This window comes from Allokutzneria oryzae, from assembly GCF_042429765.1.
GTDB lineage: Bacteria > Actinomycetota > Actinomycetes > Mycobacteriales > Pseudonocardiaceae > Allokutzneria > Allokutzneria oryzae.
This window is the reverse complement of the sequence record NZ_JBHLZU010000037.1, coordinates 33,382-53,191: the sequence shown is the minus strand read 5'-3', so window position 1 is coordinate 53,191 and position 19,810 is coordinate 33,382. Positions and strand designations below refer to the sequence as shown.

At 64.7% G+C, this 19,810-nt stretch carries 22 protein-coding genes and 1 pseudogene; 14 read left to right on the top strand and 9 right to left on the bottom strand.

Annotated elements, in window-relative coordinates:
* Positions 1–35: 35 nt before the first annotated feature.
* The 4 genes from ACFFQA_RS37495 to ACFFQA_RS37480 form a co-directional block, all read right to left on the bottom strand.
* Positions 36–380, bottom strand: a complete 345-nt coding sequence (locus ACFFQA_RS37495) for a hypothetical protein (RefSeq protein ID WP_377862572.1) — start codon at positions 378–380, stop codon at positions 36–38.
* Positions 381–386: 6 nt separating this feature from the next.
* Positions 387–644, bottom strand: a complete 258-nt coding sequence (locus ACFFQA_RS37490; protein WP_377862571.1) for a hypothetical protein — start codon at positions 642–644, stop codon at positions 387–389.
* Between the two features lie 24 nt (positions 645–668).
* Positions 669–815, bottom strand: a complete 147-nt coding sequence (locus ACFFQA_RS37485) for a hypothetical protein (protein WP_377862570.1) — start codon at positions 813–815, stop codon at positions 669–671.
* Between the two features lie 332 nt (positions 816–1,147).
* Positions 1,148–1,507, bottom strand: coding sequence for a hypothetical protein (locus ACFFQA_RS37480; RefSeq protein WP_377862569.1), 360 nt, complete (start codon positions 1,505–1,507; stop codon positions 1,148–1,150).
* Between the two features lie 164 nt (positions 1,508–1,671).
* On the opposite strand from ACFFQA_RS37480, the gene ACFFQA_RS37475 reads away from it, so the two are divergent.
* Both ACFFQA_RS37475 and ACFFQA_RS37470 read left to right on the top strand, forming a co-directional pair.
* Positions 1,672–2,436: a GntR family transcriptional regulator gene (locus ACFFQA_RS37475; protein ID WP_377862568.1), complete on the top strand. Its 765-nt coding sequence runs from the start codon at positions 1,672–1,674 to the stop codon at positions 2,434–2,436.
* 10 nt (positions 2,437–2,446) lie between these two features.
* Positions 2,447–3,109: a YdcF family protein gene (locus tag ACFFQA_RS37470; RefSeq protein WP_377862567.1), complete on the top strand. Its 663-nt coding sequence runs from the start codon at positions 2,447–2,449 to the stop codon at positions 3,107–3,109.
* Between the two features lie 261 nt (positions 3,110–3,370).
* Here the strand turns inward: ACFFQA_RS37470 and ACFFQA_RS37465 are convergent, their stop codons facing one another.
* Entirely contained in the window at positions 3,371–4,756 is a 1,386-nt protein-coding gene (locus ACFFQA_RS37465; RefSeq protein WP_377862566.1) for a pentapeptide repeat-containing protein, read from the bottom strand.
* Between the two features lie 733 nt (positions 4,757–5,489).
* Here ACFFQA_RS37465 and ACFFQA_RS37460 point away from each other — a divergent pair.
* The 4 genes from ACFFQA_RS37460 (at position 5,490) to ACFFQA_RS37445 (ending at position 8,863) form a co-directional block, all read left to right on the top strand.
* Positions 5,490–6,206 (top strand): hypothetical protein, encoded by a 717-nt coding sequence (locus ACFFQA_RS37460; protein ID WP_377862565.1) that lies wholly within the window; start codon positions 5,490–5,492, stop codon positions 6,204–6,206.
* Positions 6,207–6,246: 40 nt separating this feature from the next.
* A complete protein-coding gene (locus ACFFQA_RS37455; protein WP_377862564.1) occupies positions 6,247–6,840 on the top strand; it encodes a hypothetical protein in 594 nt (197 codons plus the stop codon).
* Positions 6,841–7,820: 980 nt separating this feature from the next.
* The gene (locus ACFFQA_RS37450; RefSeq protein WP_377862563.1) at positions 7,821–8,279 is read left to right on the top strand and encodes a phage integrase N-terminal SAM-like domain-containing protein; all 459 of its coding nucleotides are present in this window, start codon (positions 7,821–7,823) and stop codon (positions 8,277–8,279) included.
* Positions 8,280–8,551: 272 nt separating this feature from the next.
* A complete protein-coding gene (locus ACFFQA_RS37445) occupies positions 8,552–8,863 on the top strand; it encodes a hypothetical protein (protein ID WP_377862562.1) in 312 nt (103 codons plus the stop codon).
* Between the two features lie 572 nt (positions 8,864–9,435).
* Here the strand turns inward: ACFFQA_RS37445 and ACFFQA_RS37440 are convergent.
* A complete protein-coding gene (locus tag ACFFQA_RS37440) occupies positions 9,436–9,603 on the bottom strand; it encodes a hypothetical protein (protein WP_377862561.1) in 168 nt (55 codons plus the stop codon).
* Between ACFFQA_RS37440 and ACFFQA_RS37435 the strand changes: the two genes are divergently transcribed.
* Complete coding sequence (locus ACFFQA_RS37435; protein ID WP_377862560.1) at positions 9,604–9,843, top strand: site-specific integrase; 240 nt, start codon at positions 9,604–9,606, stop codon at positions 9,841–9,843.
* A gap of 102 nt (positions 9,844–9,945) precedes the next feature.
* On the opposite strand, the gene ACFFQA_RS37430 is transcribed toward ACFFQA_RS37435, so the two are convergent.
* Both ACFFQA_RS37430 and ACFFQA_RS37425 read right to left on the bottom strand, forming a co-directional pair.
* Positions 9,946–10,818 carry a hypothetical protein gene (locus ACFFQA_RS37430; protein WP_377862559.1) on the bottom strand — a complete coding sequence of 291 codons (873 nt, stop codon included), beginning with the start codon at positions 10,816–10,818 and terminating at the stop codon, positions 9,946–9,948.
* A 1,643-nt stretch (positions 10,819–12,461) separates the two neighbouring features.
* Complete coding sequence (locus tag ACFFQA_RS37425) at positions 12,462–13,085, bottom strand: DUF2249 domain-containing protein (protein WP_377862558.1); 624 nt, start codon at positions 13,083–13,085, stop codon at positions 12,462–12,464.
* 71 nt (positions 13,086–13,156) lie between these two features.
* On the opposite strand from ACFFQA_RS37425, the pseudogene ACFFQA_RS37420 reads away from it, so the two are divergent.
* The 5 genes and pseudogenes from ACFFQA_RS37420 to ACFFQA_RS37400 all read left to right on the top strand — a co-directional run.
* Positions 13,157–13,246, top strand: a pseudogene (locus ACFFQA_RS37420) (ferredoxin family protein); the annotation flags it as partial.
* Positions 13,247–13,293: 47 nt separating this feature from the next.
* A complete protein-coding gene (locus tag ACFFQA_RS37415; protein WP_377862557.1) occupies positions 13,294–13,638 on the top strand; it encodes a cupin domain-containing protein in 345 nt (114 codons plus the stop codon).
* Positions 13,639–13,640: 2 nt separating this feature from the next.
* Entirely contained in the window at positions 13,641–14,189 is a 549-nt protein-coding gene (locus ACFFQA_RS37410; RefSeq protein WP_377862556.1) for a hypothetical protein, read from the top strand.
* Between the two features lie 4 nt (positions 14,190–14,193).
* Positions 14,194–14,844: a helix-turn-helix transcriptional regulator gene (locus ACFFQA_RS37405; RefSeq protein ID WP_377862555.1), complete on the top strand. Its 651-nt coding sequence runs from the start codon at positions 14,194–14,196 to the stop codon at positions 14,842–14,844.
* Complete coding sequence (locus ACFFQA_RS37400; protein WP_377862554.1) at positions 14,841–15,269, top strand: hypothetical protein; 429 nt, start codon at positions 14,841–14,843, stop codon at positions 15,267–15,269. Before ACFFQA_RS37405 ends, ACFFQA_RS37400 begins: the two co-directional genes overlap by 4 nt.
* Positions 15,270–15,579: 310 nt before the next feature.
* On the opposite strand, the gene ACFFQA_RS37395 is transcribed toward ACFFQA_RS37400, so the two are convergent.
* Complete coding sequence (locus ACFFQA_RS37395) at positions 15,580–15,966, bottom strand: hypothetical protein (protein WP_377862553.1); 387 nt, start codon at positions 15,964–15,966, stop codon at positions 15,580–15,582.
* Between the two features lie 691 nt (positions 15,967–16,657).
* On the opposite strand from ACFFQA_RS37395, the gene ACFFQA_RS37390 reads away from it, so the two are divergent.
* Together ACFFQA_RS37390 and imuA' are read left to right on the top strand one after the other, a co-directional pair.
* Entirely contained in the window at positions 16,658–18,943 is a 2,286-nt protein-coding gene (locus ACFFQA_RS37390) for an ATP-binding protein (RefSeq protein WP_377862552.1), read from the top strand.
* Positions 18,885–19,292, top strand: a complete 408-nt coding sequence (gene imuA', locus ACFFQA_RS37385) for a DnaE2-dependent mutagenesis accessory factor ImuA' (protein ID WP_512699671.1) — start codon at positions 18,885–18,887, stop codon at positions 19,290–19,292. Before ACFFQA_RS37390 ends, imuA' begins: the two co-directional genes overlap by 59 nt.
* Positions 19,293–19,810 lie beyond the last annotated feature (518 nt).

The window sequence follows — 19,810 nt, the reverse complement described above, 5'->3', positions numbered from 1 at the left end:
CTATCCGTGTGGTGCGTTCTCGGTGCGCGTGGCATCTAGGCCCCAGCGAGGCCGGAGTAGTGCTCACGCAAGCTCTCGCCCGTCCTGCTCAACCGGACGCTGTGCCCGGTGACGGGGTCGTGTTCGCCGTCGTAGAAGAACAGGACTTCTTCGTCCTGGACGAGGAATCCCTTGGCCGCCAACACCTCCACCATCTCTTCGTGGTCGGCATCGGCGGTGACCATCTCCTTGTCCGGGTCGTCGGCGTAGAAGCAGACGACCCGCCGGTGGCTGTGCCGCATGAGGCAGAACTGCGGGTTGTCCCGGTGGACGAACCCCAGCAACTCGGCCAGCCGCTCGACCGGCCACCGTGAGGCGAACTCGGCCGCCTGGTCCTCCATGCTGTGTCACCTCATTTCCCGTGCGTTGTTCTCGACGTGCTCAGCGGCGGCGACCAAGGCCCCGGCGACGAAACGGGCCAGCGCGGGCGTGAGCCACACGAATGCCTCGAATACGGTGGGGTTGCTGGTCTCGCGGATGTTCACCATGACGCGGCCGTGGTGATGCTGCCCGCAAACCTGCAATTCGTCGTCCAGCAGATCCCGGAAGTTCCATTCCGGGCACCCGGAGGAGAAATGCACGTCTGCGGGCGGCAACACCACCACCGCCGACCTCGGAGCCACCGCGACTCAGCCGCAACCGCGATGGGCCACCTGACCAGCCGGGACCGGGTGACCACAGAAACAGCAGGTGGCGACGAACTTCAGGTACCCGACCGACTTGGCCAGCGCCTCCAGGTCCTCGACGTCGGTGTTGGTGTCGTTGTTATTGGGCATGGAATCGCTCCTTTACGTGGAACGGCCCAGCCAGTGAAGTCGAAGGGCGTTCACTGACCGAGCCTGCCTTTCCCTTTTCGAGGGAGACGACAACCCCCGACCCGCACGAAACGGATTCCAGGTCGGGGATCATCGCTTCCCCCGGTACACAAAGTGCACCGGAAGAAAGCATAGTTCGGCCCACTGTGGAATTCTCAAAGAACACGACCACGTATTCGGGTCCGGCTCGAACAGGACCGCAGACCACATGCACTGGCCGAATACGAATCACTGCGCGCCCTGGCCCGACTCGAACACGGGCCGCCCGCCGACCGGGGCAGGGCTTCCGAGAGCTAGGCCGCGTTGGCGACCCGGTTCAGCGGCTGCAAGCCCAGGGCCTTGAACGTCAGGCCCGAGCCCTTGTCGTTCTGCCACAACGACACCGTCGGCTCCACCAACGCGACGTAGTCGCCCTCCTCGAAGGCGTCGCCCGGGTCGGTGGACAGGGTCACCTTGATCTCGATGCCCTTGCGCTTCACCGACTTATCGGCCGACTTCATGAACAGCGACACCACGTACAGCGGGGTCTTGGTGTCACGGTCCACCGCCGTCTCCACCACGCCCTGGTCGTTGGTGAACGTCTTGATCTCCGGGTCTTCAGTGATCATCAGCTTGTAGCCGGAGAGGTCCACGGGGAGCGGGATGTTCTTCATGACTGCCTCCAAGGCGACCGTGCCGCCGCGCTGTCGTCGTGTCCAGTAGAACTATCTCTATTGAACACGGTAAGCTCTCGACTGTCAATAGAACTATCTCTATCGACCGTTCCCGCTGGTCGTGGGCTCTAGAGATAGAGTTATCTCTCCCGAAGGAGGTCCCCTTGAGCACTGGCTACCGGGAGCTCGCGAGCACCCTGCGGGCTGCGATCGAGCGAGGCGACTACCCGCCTGGCAGCACTCTGCCCAAGCAAGAGGAACTTGCCGCCGAGTACGGGGTGAACATCAACACCGTCCGCAAGGCTGTCGCGGTGCTGGAAGCCGAGGGCTTGGTGACTCCGGTCCGGCGTCGGGGAACCGTCGTCCGTGAGCGCCCCGCGATGAAGCGACTTGGCGCCGAGCGCTACGCCAAGAGCAAGTGGAAGTTCGGCCTGGTCGCCTTCGCCGCCGACCGTGAAGCTTCCGGCCGCGAGTGGAAGCCGAGCGACCAGACCAACACCGTCAGCAAGACCGAGGCAGACGCGGAGATCGCCGAGGCTCTAGGCGTCGCGGTCGGCAGCGAGGTCTACGAGCGCGGCCGCCTGGTCAAAGACGGCGAGACCCCAACGCACGTGCTGACTAGCTACTACCGCCCTGAGCACGTCGAGGGAACGCCCTTGGTTGACCCGACGCCCGGTCCCGCAGGCCGTGGCGGCGGGTTCGCAGTGCTGACCATGCAGGGCTTGGAGCCCGATGCGATCACCGAGACCGTGTTCGCGCGGATGCCGAGCCCGGATGAGGTCGAGCTGCTGAAACTGCCCGCAGGGGAACCCGTGATGGTGCTCAAGCGCCGCACGGTGACCAAGGACGGCGTGCCGGTCGAGTTCGCGCGTGGCGTGCACGCGGCGAGTCGGTTCGCCTGGTCCTACACCTTTCCGATTCCCGACTAGGAGCGCGGCCATGGAGAACGAGCTGCCCGCCGGCGTCTTGGCGGACGTCCAGGTGCTGTGGGACTACAACCACATGGGCCACGAGCTTCAGCGCTGCGATGTCGGGATCGGGCTGGGCAGCCACGACCTCGGGGTCGCCACCCACTCCGCGGAGCTGTTTCACGCGGGCTACTTCCCGCTGATCGTCTTCAGCGGAGCGAACGCGCCGACGACGGTCGACCGGTTCCCGCGCGGGGAAGCTGTGCACTACCGCGAACACGCGCTATTCCTTGGCGTACCGGACGAAGCGGTCCTCGTGGAGCCCGAGGCCAAGCACACCACCGCCAACATCGAACTGTCCCGCGCACTGCTGGAGTCGCGGGGCATCGAGGTGCGGTCGGTGCTGCTCGTGTCGCGGCCGTACCAGCAGCGCCGGGCCTACGCGGCGTGCCGGAAGGTCTGGCCCGAGGTCGAGGTCGTCTGCTCCTCCCAGGACGTCGAGCTGGTGGAGTACCTGGCTGGGATCGGCGACGACGCGAAGGTCATCAACACCATCGTCGCTGACACCCAACGCATCCGGGTCTACGGCGACCAAGGACTCGCGATCCCGCAAGAGATCCCCACCGAGGCCTGGGTTTCCTACGAGCGCCTGGTCCAGGCCGGGTACGACAAGCGCGTCATCCCCAACGTGTAGGCGACCCCATGCGACGAAGAACGCAAAGACAACGACACGCAGCTTGCAGGGGCTCTCGGTCGATCCGAGAGCCCCTTCGTTCGTCCAGCGCACTACCTGCTGATGATCTGCAAATTTTCGTGCTCGACGTAGTCAGTGACGTCCTTGACGTTCAGCGTCGCAAGGAGACCGCCGTAGCACAGGAGGCGATCCGGGAGCGCTGTTAGTCGAGGACGTCCGTTCCGAGCGGCGTACGTCGGTGGTGGCGGCTAGTTCGCTGACTCAGGTTGCGTGGTGTTGCGGGAGGTTATTAGTGTTGGCATGCACCAGATGGCCCCACCGACCGTCGTGTCCTGGTAGGTGTCCGTCGGCTTCTGAAGCTGGCTCGGTGACGATGTAGTTGTCTGGCCAGGTTCGCATTACTTCTGCCAATAGATCCAGGCGCACCCGCACTTCGTCGAATTCAGCTCTTTCATTGAATTGCGCCCGCCTAAGCCAGGCGCTCTTGTTGAACTTTACCCCATCAAACAAGGCGTTTCCGTTGAATTGCGCCCCGCCAAACCGGGCACCTCCGCTGAACTGCGCGTCACTAAACAAGGCGTCCTCATTGAATTGGCCACCACCAAACCAGGCATCTCCGTTGAATTGCACCTGACTGAACCAGGCATCTCCGTTGAACTGCGCCCCACTAAACCAGGCGCTTTCGCTGAACTGCGCATAGCCGAACCAGACGTCCCTGCCGAACTGCGCCCCACCGAACATAGCGCTCCCATTGAACTTCGTTGAACTAAACTGAGCCTCACTACTGAAATGCGCTCCACCAAACTTGACATCTCCACCGAACCGTGCCCTATGGAACCAAGCGTCTCCACTGAACTGTGCCCCGCCGAATTCGGCGGCGTGAATGTAGCACTGGGAAAAGTCAAGTTCTAGGAGTGTGGCGCCGGTCAGATCCAGGTCGATCTTTTCCCAAAATGTTTCAACTGGAAGGGACGGGTTATCGCCGGGACGAAGGTGTGCAGTGAGGATTCGCTGAGCGGTCAGCCGGACCTGACGCTCCTGTTCATACCGTTCGACCTCTTGCCGTTGTGCCGTTGTGTCCTCAGGAGCGGGCTGCTCTCCGACTGGGGTGGTCTGTTCGGTAGCCACCGACAGTGTTGGGTCATGTGCGGAGGCCAAGGTCAGGACGGTGGGGGTGTAGGGCATACGCAGGTAGGCGCACAGCACATTGACCACTGTCTGGCGCTGGGCTGGGTTGCTCTGAGCGAGGCGTTCCAACGCATACATGCCAGCCAGCCGTACTGGTGCCTTGTCGGAGCCGAGTTGGTCGGCGGCTTTGGTGTACAGCTCTGTCGTCCGACGCTCGGCAGCGTCTCGCTCGGCGTGGTCGTGCTCGCGGTCTTTCTGCTTCAAAGCGATCTCGGTGGTGCGCTGCCGCCGCACTGCCAACCAGAGAGCGACCAGGCCTCCCGACCCAAGCACGATGGCACCGGCGGTCTTGATCGCATCCAACCGGCCACGGTCCACCTCGTTGCCACTGCCGTAGGTCAGCAGCAACCACGCCGCCAGCCCCACCCCACCAGCCACCACCAACACCGCAACCACCGCCACCGTGGAATACCCCAACACGCGGTACACCGGGCGGTCATCGCCTCTCCCCTTGCTCATACCCCCATGATCGCCAACAGAGCCGACACCGCTGCCACTGGTAGCACACCACCTGAGCGAGCGTGTTCAGAGTTTCTTTACTTCATCAAGGCGGCCCCTCCGGGGCCGCTGATCAGCGGATCTACTTGGATCCGTGTCGGCGCGGCCCGCATCTTGCCGCCCCCGGCCAGCGGGCTGCGGCCTGGCGGCCGGTCCCGCGCCGGGTCGGCGAAGGCCGCGCACATTTCAAGGAGAGAGCTGTCGGCGTCCCTGCCGCAGGGATGAGGGTGAACGCGCTACGAGGACGAGAGTCTGGCGGTGAAGCTGGACCAAGAGCACGACACCGAGCATGCCGGGTTAGACAGCTATCGCCGGGGGAAGCCGCGGAACTGGGGGCTCGGGCGGCCGGCCAGAACAGAGGCAGGCCGCCCGAGCCCCCAGTTCGGATCGGGGTTCGTCCGTACGCGGCCCTCGGCGTGGCTGAGTTGGCGGCGTGGTTGGGGGGCCGCGACTGCGCAGGGCTTCCGGTCCTCGGCCCTGACGGGCCTGCGGTCCGGTTCCCTTTGCCTCGAGTTCTGTGGCTGGTCAAGCAACAAACACTCAGAACCGACAGGCCAACACCTGCTCCGACAACACAAATCGAACTCGATCGGTAGTCTTTTTAACGACAAGCGTCCCTACTCTCACGATCAAGCAGATAATACACGAACGTATTCCCATACGCAGATTCACGGTTACCATACAGGAAGCAATAATGTCCGAAATTGAACCCTCAAAGAACACAGTCCCTGCCGAAGTTTTCAGCAACATAGCCAACGAAGTTGCCAAAGCCGTAGCAATGCTTTACGGCGTCGATCCAATTACCTCTTCCGCCATTGGAGGATTTGCGGCAGGAGTCACAAAGAGCCTCCCGTTGCAGCTAGTCGAAAGAATAGCACGACTGCGCGCAGCCAGAATCAATACGGCAGTCGGAGAAGCTCTCAAGTCCGGCGTAGACCCAGAGGAGTTCATCTCTCTCGCACTTAACGATGATCGCAAGCTTGAACTTCTAGCACGAGCAATGGAAGCTGCACAGAAAACAGTGGAGGACCAGAGAGTAAAATTTTATGGACAGATCGCAGCAGAAGGCATACTCGCCGCAGATGCTGCAATCGTTGATGAAAGTCAGCGAATACTCTCCACTATCGCAAGCCTGGAACCCTCTGATCTCAAAATCTTTCTGCACATGAGAACCGCAGAGAACTGGAGCAAGTATCACCATGAAGGTGGCTCACGGACACTCGCAATAGAGCTTCCCGAGCTTTCTCCGGTACTGGACTCTAGTCTGGCCCGCCTTGAAGCGCTCGGCCTCGCTACCAGCGCAAGCGAAGGTGGTCTAAGCTTCGGAACATTCTGGAGAATAACAAAGTTTGGAGAACTCTGCCTAAAGAAACTCTTGAACGACTACAAGAAATACGATCAATCTAACTAGAGTTAGCGTCACAGTTAGCGACTGGACAGCAGGAGGAGCAATGGCTTGGGATTGGCTGGGTCCAGCAAATTCCGTGCTTGCAGCTGGAATCACGGCTGGCATTGGCGGCTGGCTTGGCAGTCGTCAATCCCGAAGAAGCCAGGAACGACAGCAAAAGTTCGAGCGAGATAAAGAGCTCAGCGAACAAGGTCGAGAGAAGGCAAGAGAAGCCATCGCCGCGCTGCGATATCTACAACGACACCGCAAGCTAGTTGCCGCATGGAACAGTCCCGCACCCGAGGGCGAACTTAGCCCTGATCGCGAACAGCACGATCGCCTCGGGGAAGCTATCGAGTACCTGAACGATGAAGCTGTGCGCCAACAAATTGGACTAGTATACGAAATCCTCGAAGACGCATGGGTTTTGACTAGTTTCGGCAAGGGAGACCACGGAGAACCTCAAACCGTGATATGGCGCTGCTGCCAAGAGGGACGTTCCATCCTAGGTCGATATTTACGCGGAGAGAAAACTCAGGAGCCGTCAAACTTTCTACGCGAAGTGAGAAACGACTACGACTCTGCGCATGTCGAAATTGAACGCCAATACAGCGAATGGGAAGCTTCTCGGCGAGCCAAAGAGCCAGATTCTTCTTGAGGGATTGGACCGGACGGACACAAGAAGCATCCTCGACTCGAAACCGACCTTACCGAAACCCTACTTAAACGACCCCTTCCAGGGGAAACCGAAGGCAAGCAACGACAAGTTGCAATCGCTAGTCGCCGAGGTCGGGACATGCAACGAGCCCGAAGGACAGCCAACGGCAACCACGGCCGGTAATCAGCGGCTACCGCACCGCAATCAATACAACTTGACCTTATAGAACGAGCGCAATCACAGCACTGACTACGGACAAGATCAGCAGCACTACCCCAACACGCAGAAGGAGCGGAGGTCGCCGAAGAGGATCACTTCCGCCCCCTGCTCCACCGATACGGCGGGATCCACTGTGCTTCCTGAAAGGCACACCGCTCCAGCGGACTCTCCGTGGAGCCGGAAGATGGCTAGCGTCGGGTACCCACTCGCTACGCTTTGGGACTACCAACCGCGACTTGTCCTTGATCTCATCCGGTTCTTGCGGGAAGCACCGCGATGCCCGACGCTTCCGCTCAGACCACAAGGCCACCACGGTAAGCACGAGTCCGACCCCGCCAAAGAAGGCCGAGGTCACCGAGGCAACCTGATCGGCGATCTCTAGCCACATGTACCGAGCCTGCCACAAGCCGATCATGTAGACACGGTTCAATCGAGCTACAACCTTGGCAGAAACCCGTGCCAACAGCTCTAGGTTGCGCCCCGCTGGCTTGGGACCAACTTGGGACCACACGCCCGGTTCAGTCGCACACGACATGCACGTGAACACACCTGGCGAACACCGTCAAAACCCCACTTGAGCAGCTAAAACGGGTTCTCCACCGTTCTGGGGGTCAAGGGGTCGCAGGTTCAAATCCTGTCATCCCGACGGTCGGAAGGCTCTTCGCAGGTCAGAACCTGTGAAGGGCCTTCTTTTTTGATCTTGGCACGGACTTCGAGGTCGAGCACTCCGCTCGTAGACCACTTGACTCGCCAGCCTTCCGATGCCGCTTCTCGATCTTGACACGCTCACCGCCGACGTGTCCCACATCTGGGTGGGTTTCCTGCGGGACTGGGATCGCAGCCTGCGCTCGGCGAACTACCCGGAGACCACCCGCTACAACTACCTGCTCGCCGCCGTCCAGCTCGCCCGCTTTCTGGCCGAGCACTCCCCCGATCCGGACGCCGACGCCGAGGACCCGACCGAGATCACCAAGGCCCATGTCGAGTCCTTCCAGGCGTGGATGATCGAGACCCGGTCGGCGGCCACCGCGCTGAACAAGCACAAAGGACTGCAGCAGTTCTTCAAGTGGCTGATGCTCGACGAGGAGGAGATCGACCGCTCCCCCATGGAACGGGTCCGTCAGCCCAGGCCGCCGAAGAAGCTCATCCCGGTCATCCCCGACGACGACACCAGCCGCGTCCTCAAGACGTGCAAGGGCAAGGAGCGGCATCGGCCCTGATCCGCTCGATGCCGGGATGCACCGGCCCGGAGCCGCTGAGCATGACGAGCCGGACGTCCTCGCCGGACTCCGCGAGTCGCCGAGCGGTCTCGACTCCACTCCCCCAGCGCCAACGACAGCAGAAAAACCCACGACGACCTCCCCAGTCCAGGCGAGGGCATGTCAGCTGCAACCACACCCGAGGACAAGTACCGAGCGATTTCACGCACAGCGCAACAAGTGCCCTTTCTGCCAGAATCAGTCGGATTCGGCATTCATCGGGAGGAAGAACCATGCGTGGATTCACGCGTCTGCTGGCCGTCGCCGCGATCGCGGTCGGAGTCGTGAGCGCACCGGGCACAGCCGTCGCCAGCGAGATGTCGATCCAGTCGCCCCCGCCGGGGTGCACGGGATGGCACGACGGCTCCACCTACGCCGAGGCGACGTGCTCGACCTACAAGCTGTACCGGGTCTCGGTCACCTACTGCCGGGTCCAGTGCAACACGGAGTACGGCATCCCCGCCGACCGCGACCAGCCGTCGAGGCTCGAACTGCCGGCCGGCGGCGGCATCTCCAACCTGGGCGTGGACATCATCGAGTTCTGACACTCAAGCGAGTAAGAACAAATTTGATCTGATTTCCCGTTCCGGTGTCGCACCGACATCACGCGTCCGCCCATCATGACCCACGACGCCCTGTTTCAAACGAGCGACGCCACCGAGGTGACCAGAGCGAGCACGGCGATCACGAATGCGGCTCTTTGATCGGGCCGGTGGACATCATCCATAGTGGACGTTCGGTAGGCGCACCCGAGTGACAGCGCACACTCCTTTACTCGGCCGCTTACGCTGGAAGCTGACCTCGAAAAACCGACCGGAGCACGCCGCTACGACCCTCCACGACTGGGGGTCAAGGGGTCACAGGTTCAAATCCTGTCATCCCGACGGTCGGAAGGCTCTTCGCAGGTCAGAACCTGTGAAGAGCCTTCTTTTTTTGATCTTGGCACGGACTTCGAGGGCGAGCACGCCGCTCGTTGCCCCTTGGCTCGCCAGCCTTCCGATGCCGCTTCTCGATCTTGACAAGCTCACCGCCGGCCCAGCCCACATCTGGGGCGGGCTTCCTGCGGGACTGAGACCGCAGCCTGCGCTCGGCGAACTACCCCGAGACCACCCGCTGACTACCTGCTCGCCGCCGCCCAGCTCGCTCGCTGCCTGGCCGAGCACTCCCCCGATCCGGACGCCGACACCGCCGCCGAGGAGCCCAGCGAGGTCACCAAGGCCCACGTCGAGGCGTTCCAGGCGTGGATGATCGAGACGCGTTCCGCCGCCACCGCGCTGAACAGCACATGGGGCTCCAGCAGTTCTTCAAGTGGCTGATGCTCGACGAGCAGGAGATCGACCGCTCCCCCATGGAACGCATCCGTCAGCCCAGGCCCCCGAAGAAGCTCATCCCCGTCATCCGCGACGACGACACGAGCCGTGTCCTCAAGACGTGCAAGGGCAAGGAATTCGCCCAGTTGCGTGATGAGACGATCATCCGCCTCTACTACACCGCCTGTCCGAAGTGGGATGGGGCTGCTGGCTAGAGGGGCCAGCGCTCGCGGCTCCGGACCGGGTACCGTGCATCGGTTCGTTCGGTGCTGCGACTCGCGCGCCGGTTGGCGCGTTGTGGCTGCTGCCGGAGGGCGTCACCGTTTCCGGATGAGAGCGTAGGTGTAGTAGTCCTGCTCGTAGACACCGCCGGCGAAGGTGTCGTGGTAGCCCCATGCGGGGGTGTGGAAGGCTGGGCCGTCGGTTGTGCCGTCGGCTCGGATCCGGACAGTCTCGCGTGTGGTGATGTCGTGGTCGATGGTCAGCTCCAACTCCCACCGGTAGGAGCGGGCACCCGCCCCCGCGGTGATCTCCAACCCGACCTCCTCCCCCTCGTCAAGGGCGATGGCTTTCGTGTCCAGCAACGGGCGGATGGCGCCATCGGCCGTGGTGGCGGTGAGCTGACCGGACGGGTCGTCCAAATCGATGCTGACCTTCTCGATGCCCTCCATGCCCTGGCTGGGATACTCCAGGAGCGTGCCGTTCATGCGCGGCGACGTCTCCAGCACCCGGGCCCGGATGTCGACCACCCGGACCTTCCCCCGTCGGTTCCCGACCAGCGAGACCAGGTGCTTGGTGGCCGACTTCACCTGCTGGCCGACGGCAGTCTGGGTGCAGAGCACGCCACCAAGTTCGCGCTTGCGCGCCTCGAGTTCCGCCCAGATGGCATTCACCCGGTCCCGCGGCAGCTTCTCGCCCTCCGTCACCCACCACTGCTTGGACGGCCCAGCCAGCTTCGCGACGCTTACCTCGCTCAGGGCCTGAGGGAAGACCCACTCATAGGGCCGAAAGTACTGTGGTGGGCGCACACGAGCCAGGACTGCGGGAAAGCGGCCCAGGTGCGCATCCTTCGCGCTGTTCGCGCCGGACTGTGCGCGGGCCTCCTGCTCGCCCGCCTGGTCCAGCGCGAGCCTGGCCGAGTACAGCGCGATCGCCCCGCCGAGCAGCAGCGGGATCAGCGCAATGCTCACCCAGGTCCACAACCTCCGGTGCTCGGGGCGTTCGGACCTCTGTGGTGCCTGCCGGGTCCGTGGCGTTCTCGAGGCAGCGGCGCGGCGTTTGCGGCGACGTCGGGAGGCCATACACCGACGGTATCGAATCGATCACCAGACCGTACTCGGTTTGCCGATGCCGCCGGTGAATGCCCACCGCCGGGAATGCGGACCACTCCTGTTTTTGATGAAGCCAAAGGCTTGCAGCTACTCAACGCGCGTCCGACGCGCGAGAGGGAGTGGATGAACGCTCCCCACGTCCAGGACACTGAACGCACTGTCATGCCGCCGACAGCGTGTTCTTCCAACCGTGGAGGCAACACACAGTCGACCTCGGTTGGGTGTGCAGGCTTTAGGCCAGAGAAGCTTGTGTCAGATGCTCGCTCCTGCGACCTGACCCGTCCCAATGGGCACGGCTTGCCGAGATCCGCGACAACTTGATCGCCCGAGTCGCCGAAGCCGAGACGGACGGCTGGCTCGGCGAGGTCGAAGGTCTCCAGGCCAGCCAGGTTGGTGCCGAGGAGAAGCTCCGCCAGCTCGGTCGGGGCCACGGGCAGCATACGGCCGTGGACCTTGGCATCCCCACCACACGTGGTGATCGATGAACCCACGAAGGTGGGCTGCCGCATGACCCTCAACCAAGATCGAGAACAAGTTCACAGCAAGGGCGCGGCTGCCCCCTCGTCCGTGAAAAGCCCGTCGACCGCGTCTGCGGCGACTTGCAGGTGCGCTTCGCCAGTTCCCCGCCTTCGGCGTGGCCCGCCCAGGCCGCCAGAATCCAGTCCGGGACGCCGCAGGAGGCAAGGTAGATAAGGCAAGCGTGACGGCAGTCGTAGAGACGGACCCGACGCAATCTTGCGGAATCCATTACTCCCTGAACCCGCCGACGCAGCCAGTCGGGCCGTTGCGGAAGCCCGAGTTCGTCCACCAGGACGTAACCGGTGTCCGCGTACGCATCCTCCGCTTTGAGCATCTCTGGCCGGGACGAGGAAGGCAGCAGCTGCGGCAACTTCCCGGGGACGGACGAAGCGGCCGGTTGGGATGCCCAGCATGGCGGGAGCGTTGTCCAGGAACAGCGCGTGGTCGAGGCCTGTTTCCCTGACGAGCGCGCTGCCAAGAGAGTGAGCTCGGGTCCAGATGTCGGTCTCTGCGGGTCCTGGGAAGACTGTGTTGCCACGGATTCCGGTTGGGGCGCTTCAGCGGGCCAGCGCCTTGCCCCAGTTGATCAGGGCGGCTTTCGCCCCGCTGCAGGAGCGGGGCTGGCAGCGCTGGGTTCGAGGTTGCGATGGTGGCGATGTTGATCGCTGAGCATCCGCTTCCTTGCCCAGCACGGACTTCAAGCCCGGGCCGTGCGGCACGGGTGACCTCGATCGGCGCGAAAACATTGGGATCAAACAATCTGCGCCAGCCGTATTCGGGAGCGGCGCCAGCGTTGCCGAGAACGGTGTCGGCTGCGTCGCCACCTCCGACGTTGTTGACCGCGCAGCTGAGTACACCCAACGTGATGGTCCCAGTCTGGGCGTTCTCTTTCCCCACTATGAGAACGAAACGGAAACCGGGCCAGGCCGACTCGTCGCTGGGGTGTCGGGGCGAGGTGGCTGGGAGGACGGGCAGGACACGGTCTAGTTGCGACCGGACGCGGACGGCGCCTCCAGGACGAGGGCTTTGCGCTTGTGATGCACTGTCAGGTACCGGAGCCCGCTGGGCCCTGCCTCGAAGCCGCGGAGTGACCGACGCGGCAAGAACACCAAGGCCCCGACCGACAGCGGCTGATCGCCCAGCTCGGTGACCAGGACGCCGTCGCCGCCGAGGACGTGGACGAGCACGTCGAGATCGGGTCCGGTGTGGGTGCCGATGGTGCCGCCGGGGGGAAGCGCGATGATGTTGGCGTCGAGGTCTCGTTCGCGGGTCTCCAGCTTCCAGACCGCGCCCGCAGCAGCGGTTTCCTCGGGCAGGTCGCGGGTGTTGACCAGCACACGGGGCAGCGGGGTGCTCGCGCGTTTGGTGATCTTGATGCGCCACGCCCGCGACTCCCGGCTGACGTACTCCCACCCGTAACTTCCGGGATGGTCGACCTCGAACTCCTCGCGCAGGTGCCTGGGGTCGTGGTCGTTGAGGAGGGTGAACGACTCACCCACCGCCAAAGCCCGGTAGGCGGCGAAGATCGCCGGGTGTTTGTCCGGTTTCCGCATCGGTCTGACGTCGAGGACGCGGGTTGGCTGGTCGGTGGACTGCGTCGTGGACACGTCTCGCTCCTTGGTCACCCATTTGTTGCAACGCCTATTTATTACAACAAGGACTTGTATAAACTCTAGCCGTGACCTACGTGATCGGCTTGCCCGGAGTCGACGTCAAGGACCGGGCGTGCGTGGACGAGTGCCCGGTGGACCGCATCTACGAGGATGATCTGCCGACCGAGCGCGTAGTGGCGCCTGCGCTGCGGGGAGGCCGCTGATGCCCGCGCCGGTGAACAGCACCGATCTCAGGTCCCTCGCCGGTGAACTGCTGGCGCGTGCCTCTGCCGAACCGAGCGGCCGGGCCACGCATGTCTTCCGCGCCTCACCGCGTGGCCTGCTGTCCCAGGTGCTGTTGGCGCTTGCAGCCGAGCGCCAGCTGTCTGAACACGAGAACCCCGGCGAGGCGTTCCTGCACGTTCTCATCGGTCGGGTGCGGCTGTCGGCAGGCGAGGACGAGTGGGAGCTCGGCCCGGACGGGCACGTGGTCATCCCGCAGAGGCGGCACAGGCTAGTGGCCTTGGAGGACTCGGTGGCCCTTCTGACGATCGCCAAGGTCCCCTGAGGATGACGCGCCACCCGCACGCGGCGGTCGACGCCGCCATGGAACGAAGGACAAGCCCCTCGGACTGGCTCGTCGCGCTCGGCGCCAGCCATGTACTGCTGGGTGGACTCGTCGCCGCCGTGACCGGGCCTCTGGAGCTTCGGCACGGAAGTTGGCTCGCCGCCTACCTGGTGCTGGTGTGTGGCGTCGCTCAGTACGCGATGGGTCGAGCGCCCTCATGGTTTGACCGCCACCCTTGCGGCGGCAACGTCTGGATACAGGTCGCCGGCTGGAACAGCGGGAACGTAGCGGTGGTCGTGGGAACCCTCGCTGCGGCACGGTATCTCGTCGATGTCGGCGGTGCCGTGCTCCTCGTCGTTCTCGTCGGCGCTCTCCGCAGCGCACTCCAACGGCCGGTGCGCACGCCTGCCGTCGGCGACCGATCCCTCGGCCCGCTCCCCACAGCCCGTCTGCCCGCCTGTCGGGCCCGGGTGGCCTACGTGGCGTCGCTCGTCGTGCTGGTTGATCGAGTCCGAGCCACCACCACAACCAGCACCGTCAAGACCAGGTGATTCGATGACATACCCAGACGCCGAGGCGTCCACGACGCGGGCGAGGATTCTCGCCGTGCTCCGCAACAGTGCGCGCGAGATGACCGTGGCCGAGGTCGCCGAGCAACTGATGGTCCACCCGAACACAGTTCGCTTCCACCTCGACGGCCTGACCGAGCGAGGACAGGTCGAGCAGGTCCGCACACCGCCCCGGGGCCCGGGGCGACCGGCGGTTCGAGTGAGAGCGGTGGCAGCCATGGACCCGGCCGGTCCGCGGCACTACCGAGTCCTGGCCGAGGTGTTGACCCTCGGTCTCGCCGATACCCCGGACCCGGCGGAACGCGCACAGCGGGCAGGTCGGCAGTGGGGCGGCCGGCTCGTCGAGCCGGACCGGACCGACGTCCCCGCGACCGATCCCGTATCTCGCCTGACCGAGGTGCTCGGCGAGCTCGGCTTCGCGCCCGAACGGACCGGGGCCTCTGAGATCAGTTTGCGGCACTGCCCCTTCCTGGAGCTGGCCGCCTCCGCGAGGGACGTGGTGTGTCCGGTCCATCTCGGGTTGATGCAGGGCGCACTCGACGCACTGGAGTCGGACTTCGGGGTTGAGCGCCTGGAGCCCTTCGTCCGACCGGACCTGTGCCTGGTACACCTGACAAAAAAGGAGACAGCCGCGTGAGCATTGCGGCTACAGCAACGATCGCGGTCACGTTCATGTGGGTCGGCTTGGTCGTGGGCATCTCGTTCATCGAGGCACCGTTGAAGTTCCGCGCACCCGGCGTGACGGTGCCTATCGGACTGGGCATCGGCCGGCTGGTGTTCAAGGCCCTCAACTCGGTCGAGGCGGCACTGGTCGTGGTACTGGTGCTAGCGCTGGTCCTCGATCCGCCCGCGCTGGTCACGCTCGTTCCACTCGGGCTGGCCGCCGCCGCGCTGACTGCGCAGCTCGTGTTCGTCCGGCCGCGCCTCACACGACGGACGAACGCGGTCCTCGCCGGCGATGACGCGCCACGATCCCACGCCCACCACGCCTACATCGCCTTGGAGACCGCGAAACTCGTCGCGCTGCTGATCGGCGGGGTCGCAGCACTGGCAGCAGCGTGAGCCTGCCCCCGACAACCCAGCCCGAGGAGAAGCTTTCTCGCAGCGGTGCCGTCCATCTCGCGTCGAAGCGCAACTCGGCCAAGGTAGATGCCGCCACTAGGTGCCTGCGAGACCAACGCGCCGTCGCTGTCGGCGAGGACTCGGTGTTGGTAGGCCCTCAGGTCCTGCTGATTCTGTTGCGGCAAGGGATGCAGCCGGTTCTGAGCGCGTTGCCGTCGTTCGCCATAGTCGTCTGCGGCGTTGTGACCCTTCCGCACGGGAGGGCCACAACGCCTGCGACTGCGACAACCGCTGGTTACAGATTACTCGTCTAACTCACGTCTTTGCAGGGAAGACCCCGCGAAACGTAGGTGCCGTTGACGTACTGCCAAAACTCAACGCACACTTGGCCTGCCCCGTAGCCGTACTGGATTGGCGTACCGGAGCCTGGGCCGCCGATCCAGGTTCGATCAGGACTGTTGTAGTCCAGGTTTGGACCCCAGATGTGGAAGTGGCCATATCTGCTGGTGTTCGTTTCGAGAAAGCCGAACACCTGATAGTTGCCCGGCCCTCCCTTCACTGTGATGCATGCGCCGTGGTTGCATCCCGTCGCATCGGGCAAGGGGGCAGCTTCTGCCGACGCGAAGGAAGTGGAGAGAACAGTTGCGCTGACCATCGTGACCAGCGCAACCAGGATTCGTGCCACACTCTTCTTCACGGTAATCCTCTATCTATCGCGTGATGCCTTGAGAATTCACTGCTAGATGACGTACAGGTGGTAGTAGAAGAGATTGTCGGCGCGGAGTGTGCCGAGGCATCTCCAAGCAGTCCATTGCCCTTCGGTCTGCCCGAAGTTCCCGGTTCTCGCGCAGGACTCACCCGCGCCGGAACCCTGTGGACCACTCCAGCAACCACCGGACCAGCGGTATCCCGCCGGTGCCGCTGGTACGGGGTGACAATTGACACCGGCGCCCAGCTGAGGCGCTTCTGGTGAAGCGGCGAGCGCCGAGCCGGGTGCGATGAACATCGCTCCGGCGGCGACAGCTGCCATCAGCGCCCCCGCCCGCCTACTGACTGCAATAGACAATGCCCTTGCACCTCTCTTTGACATGTTGAATCTCCGGCCAACCACGGCGAGTCGCGACAACAATCTTCTTGTTCCTGATTGCCGCAACCAGGTCATGAACGACGGTCGACTCCAGCTCATGCACCACCCCGCCGCAGCAGGGGTTCCTGGCACTGCCCGACGTTGGGAGCGGAGCCTGGCCCACATCACCCGCTCACACCGCGCCCCTCAGGCCCGTGAACGAAACGGTGATCCCACGAGGAAGATCGTGGCGCCTGGCCAGCCGGTCGGCCAGGTCACCGACCGGCCACCTGTGACCGGCTCGGGCTGGTATTAATCACCCATGGGGGAACAACTGGCCGATGTCCTGCGGTACCACCGGCGACGAGCTGGACTCACCCAGGAGGAGCTGGCCGAGCGGTCAGGCGTCTCGGTCAGGACCATCCGCGGTATCGAGTCCGGCAAACGTCCCAACCCGCAACTGGCCTCGGTCCGGCAACTGGTCACCGCACTCGACCTGCAACCAAACGAGCAGAACGAACTGCTGTCCGCGGCAACGGGCGCGTCCGAGCAGTCAGCGAGCCCGGTCCCCCGTCAACTGCCGTCCGATGTCGTCGGTTTCGTCGGCCGCGCCACCGAACTGGGGCGGCTCGACTCGATGCTGCACACCGCTGGGCGGGAGCAGTCCGCGGTGGTCATCTCCGCGGTCTCGGGCACCGCAGGCGTCGGGAAGACCGCGTTGGCAGTGCACTGGGCGCACCGGGTGGCGGACCACTTCACCGACGGACAGCTCTACGTCAACCTCCGCGGCTTCGACGCCAGCGGTGCGATGGTGGAGCCCGCCGAAGCGGTCCGCGGCTTCCTCGACGCGCTCGGCGTGCCTCCGCAGCGCATTCCGGCGGACGTTGATGCCCAGGTGGGCCTGTACCGCAGCCTGGTGGCAGGCCGGCGCATGCTCGTCATGCTGGACAACGCCCGGGACGCCGACCAGGTGCGCCCGCTGCTGCCCGGCACCGCCGGGTGCCTGGTGGTGGTCACCAGTCGAAACCAACTCACGAGCCTGATGGCCACCCACAACGCTCACCCGCTCTCGCTGGATCTGCTCAGTGCGACCGAGGCGGAACAGTTGCTGGCGGGACGGCTCGGCCGGACGCGGACGGCGGCCGAGGCGGACGCGGTGGCCGCGATCATCGATCACTGCGCCCGCCTGCCGCTGGCCTTGGCGGTGGTGGCCGCGCGCGCCGCCACCAGGCCCACGTTCCCGCTGAGCGCACTGGTCGCGGAGTTGCGCGAGGCCGACGGCAACCTGGACGGGCTGGCGGGCACGGAACCCAGCACCGATGTGCGTTCGGTGTTCTCCTGGTCGTACCAGGCCCTCAGCCCAGGCGCCGCCCGCGCGTTCCGCCTGCTGGGCCTGCACTGGGGTGCCGAGTTCGGCTTGGCCGGCGTCGCCAGCCTGACCGGTCTCCCGACGGCGACCGCCAGGCAGCTGCTGACCGAGCTGACCGGCGCGCACCTGATCACCGAGAACCTCACCGGCCGGTACACCTTCCACGACCTGCTCCGCGACTACGCGGCCCAGCAAACGTCCACAATCGACAGTGCGGACGAGCGAACCGCCGCGGTGCTGCGGCTGCGGGACCACTACCTCCACACCGCCTACCTGGCGGCGTTGCTGTTCTATCCGCAGCGCAGGCCGATCGAGCTGCCCGCGTCCCAGCCCGGAACCACCCGCACCGAACTGGCCGATCTCGGTCAAGCGCTCACCTGGTTCACCCAGGAGCACGCCACGGTCGTCGCGGCCGCACGGCAGGCCCTCGCCCAGGGACACCTGGCACATGCTTGGCGGTTGGCCTGGGCGCTGTCGGATTTCCTCGACCGCAGCGGCCACTGGAGCGAGCAGGCCGAAGTGCAGCGGACCGCACTGACCGCGGCCGACCAACTGGGCGACCTGCAAGCACAGGCGCACGCGCGCCGGGGCCTGGCCCGTGCCTGCTCGCGCCTCGGCGCGTACCAGGACACCTACACCCACCTGAGCGCCGCACTCGAAGTGTTGGAAGAGCTCGCGGACACCGCAGGCCAAGCCCACATCCACCTCAACTTCACTGAGACGTTGCTGCTTGAGGGCAAACCCGCGGAAGCTCTCGCGCATGCGATGACAGCACTCGAGCTGAGTTCGGCAATCGACGACCGCGTCGGCCGGTCCGTGGCGCTCAACGGGATCGGCTGGTGCCACGCCCTGCTCGGTGACTACGAACAGACGCTGGCGTTCTGCGGGCAGGCGCTGGAGGTGCACGTGGAACTGGGCGCGCGATCGTACGAGGCCAACGCACTGGACAGCCTTGGCTACGCCCACCAGCACCTCGGACACCACGCCGAAGCGGTCGACTGCTACCAGCGAGCAGCCACCATCAACCGGGAGCTCGGCGACCAGATCAACCTCGCTGAGGCACTGACCCACCTCGGTGAGGCACAACTGGCCGCCGGCGAGGTGGACGCGGCTCACCACGCCTGGTCCGGAGCGCTGACCGCACTCGACACGATCGACTCACCGGACGCCGAGCAGCTACGTGCCAGGCTGCTCACCCTTCCGGTCAGCAGCCTCCGGGGGCGCGGAAGGCGGTCGTAGCAGAGCCCTGGTCGACGGTGTTGACGTGGTCGCGTTCGCCAGCACCGGCAAACTCGGCACCACGACGACACGGACCTTGACCGCGCGGGCACGGCAGCGCGGCGCGGTACTGCTCCCGCTGGGGCCATGGCCATCCGCTGATGTGGCACTGCGCTGCACCAGCGGACGATGGCTCGGCCTGGACGCTGGACACGGCCACCTGGTGGAGCGCGAGGTCGAGATCCACGCCTCCGGCCGCGGCGCGGCGGCACGGCCACGCTCGACCCGGATCCGCCTGCCGGGACCAGCCGGCCCGCTCGCGCCCGTCAGCGTTCCTGTGCGCCAGTCGCGGGAGCCGGTGCGTAGATAAGCCCATCGCGGTCACCAGAGGCGGATCACAAACCTCACATGAGCGTTCGCTCGTCCAACCAGCCCAGCGATCTTGCGTAGGTGGTGCACCGGCACCCAGCGTCCGCCATCCACGTCAGGCCGGTGTGCCGGAGATCGTGTCGCCGAAGGCGCTCGAACCCGAGCTTCATCACCACGTCGTCCCAACCGGTGGCGTCCTGGAGCACCGCCGTGGTGATCCGTCCACAGCGAGGGCCGCTCAGGGCCCCGTTCTTTGCCGACCCGGCCAGCGGGCTGTGCCCACGCGATCGGGGAGAGCAACCACCGGCCCCGAGCACGCAGAAGCCTCCAGGAGCACAGGCCGAAGACGAGCTCGTGGTGACGATTCGACGTGGTGCAGTCCCTACGCGGACCTGTGCGCGACTGCGCAGGGCTTCCGGTCCTCGGCCCTGGCGGACCCGCGGTCCGGGTCCCTGCGCTACCGAGACGGGCGGTCACTCGAACCCGCATGCTGTTGGCCCAGGTCAACAGCGGTCAATC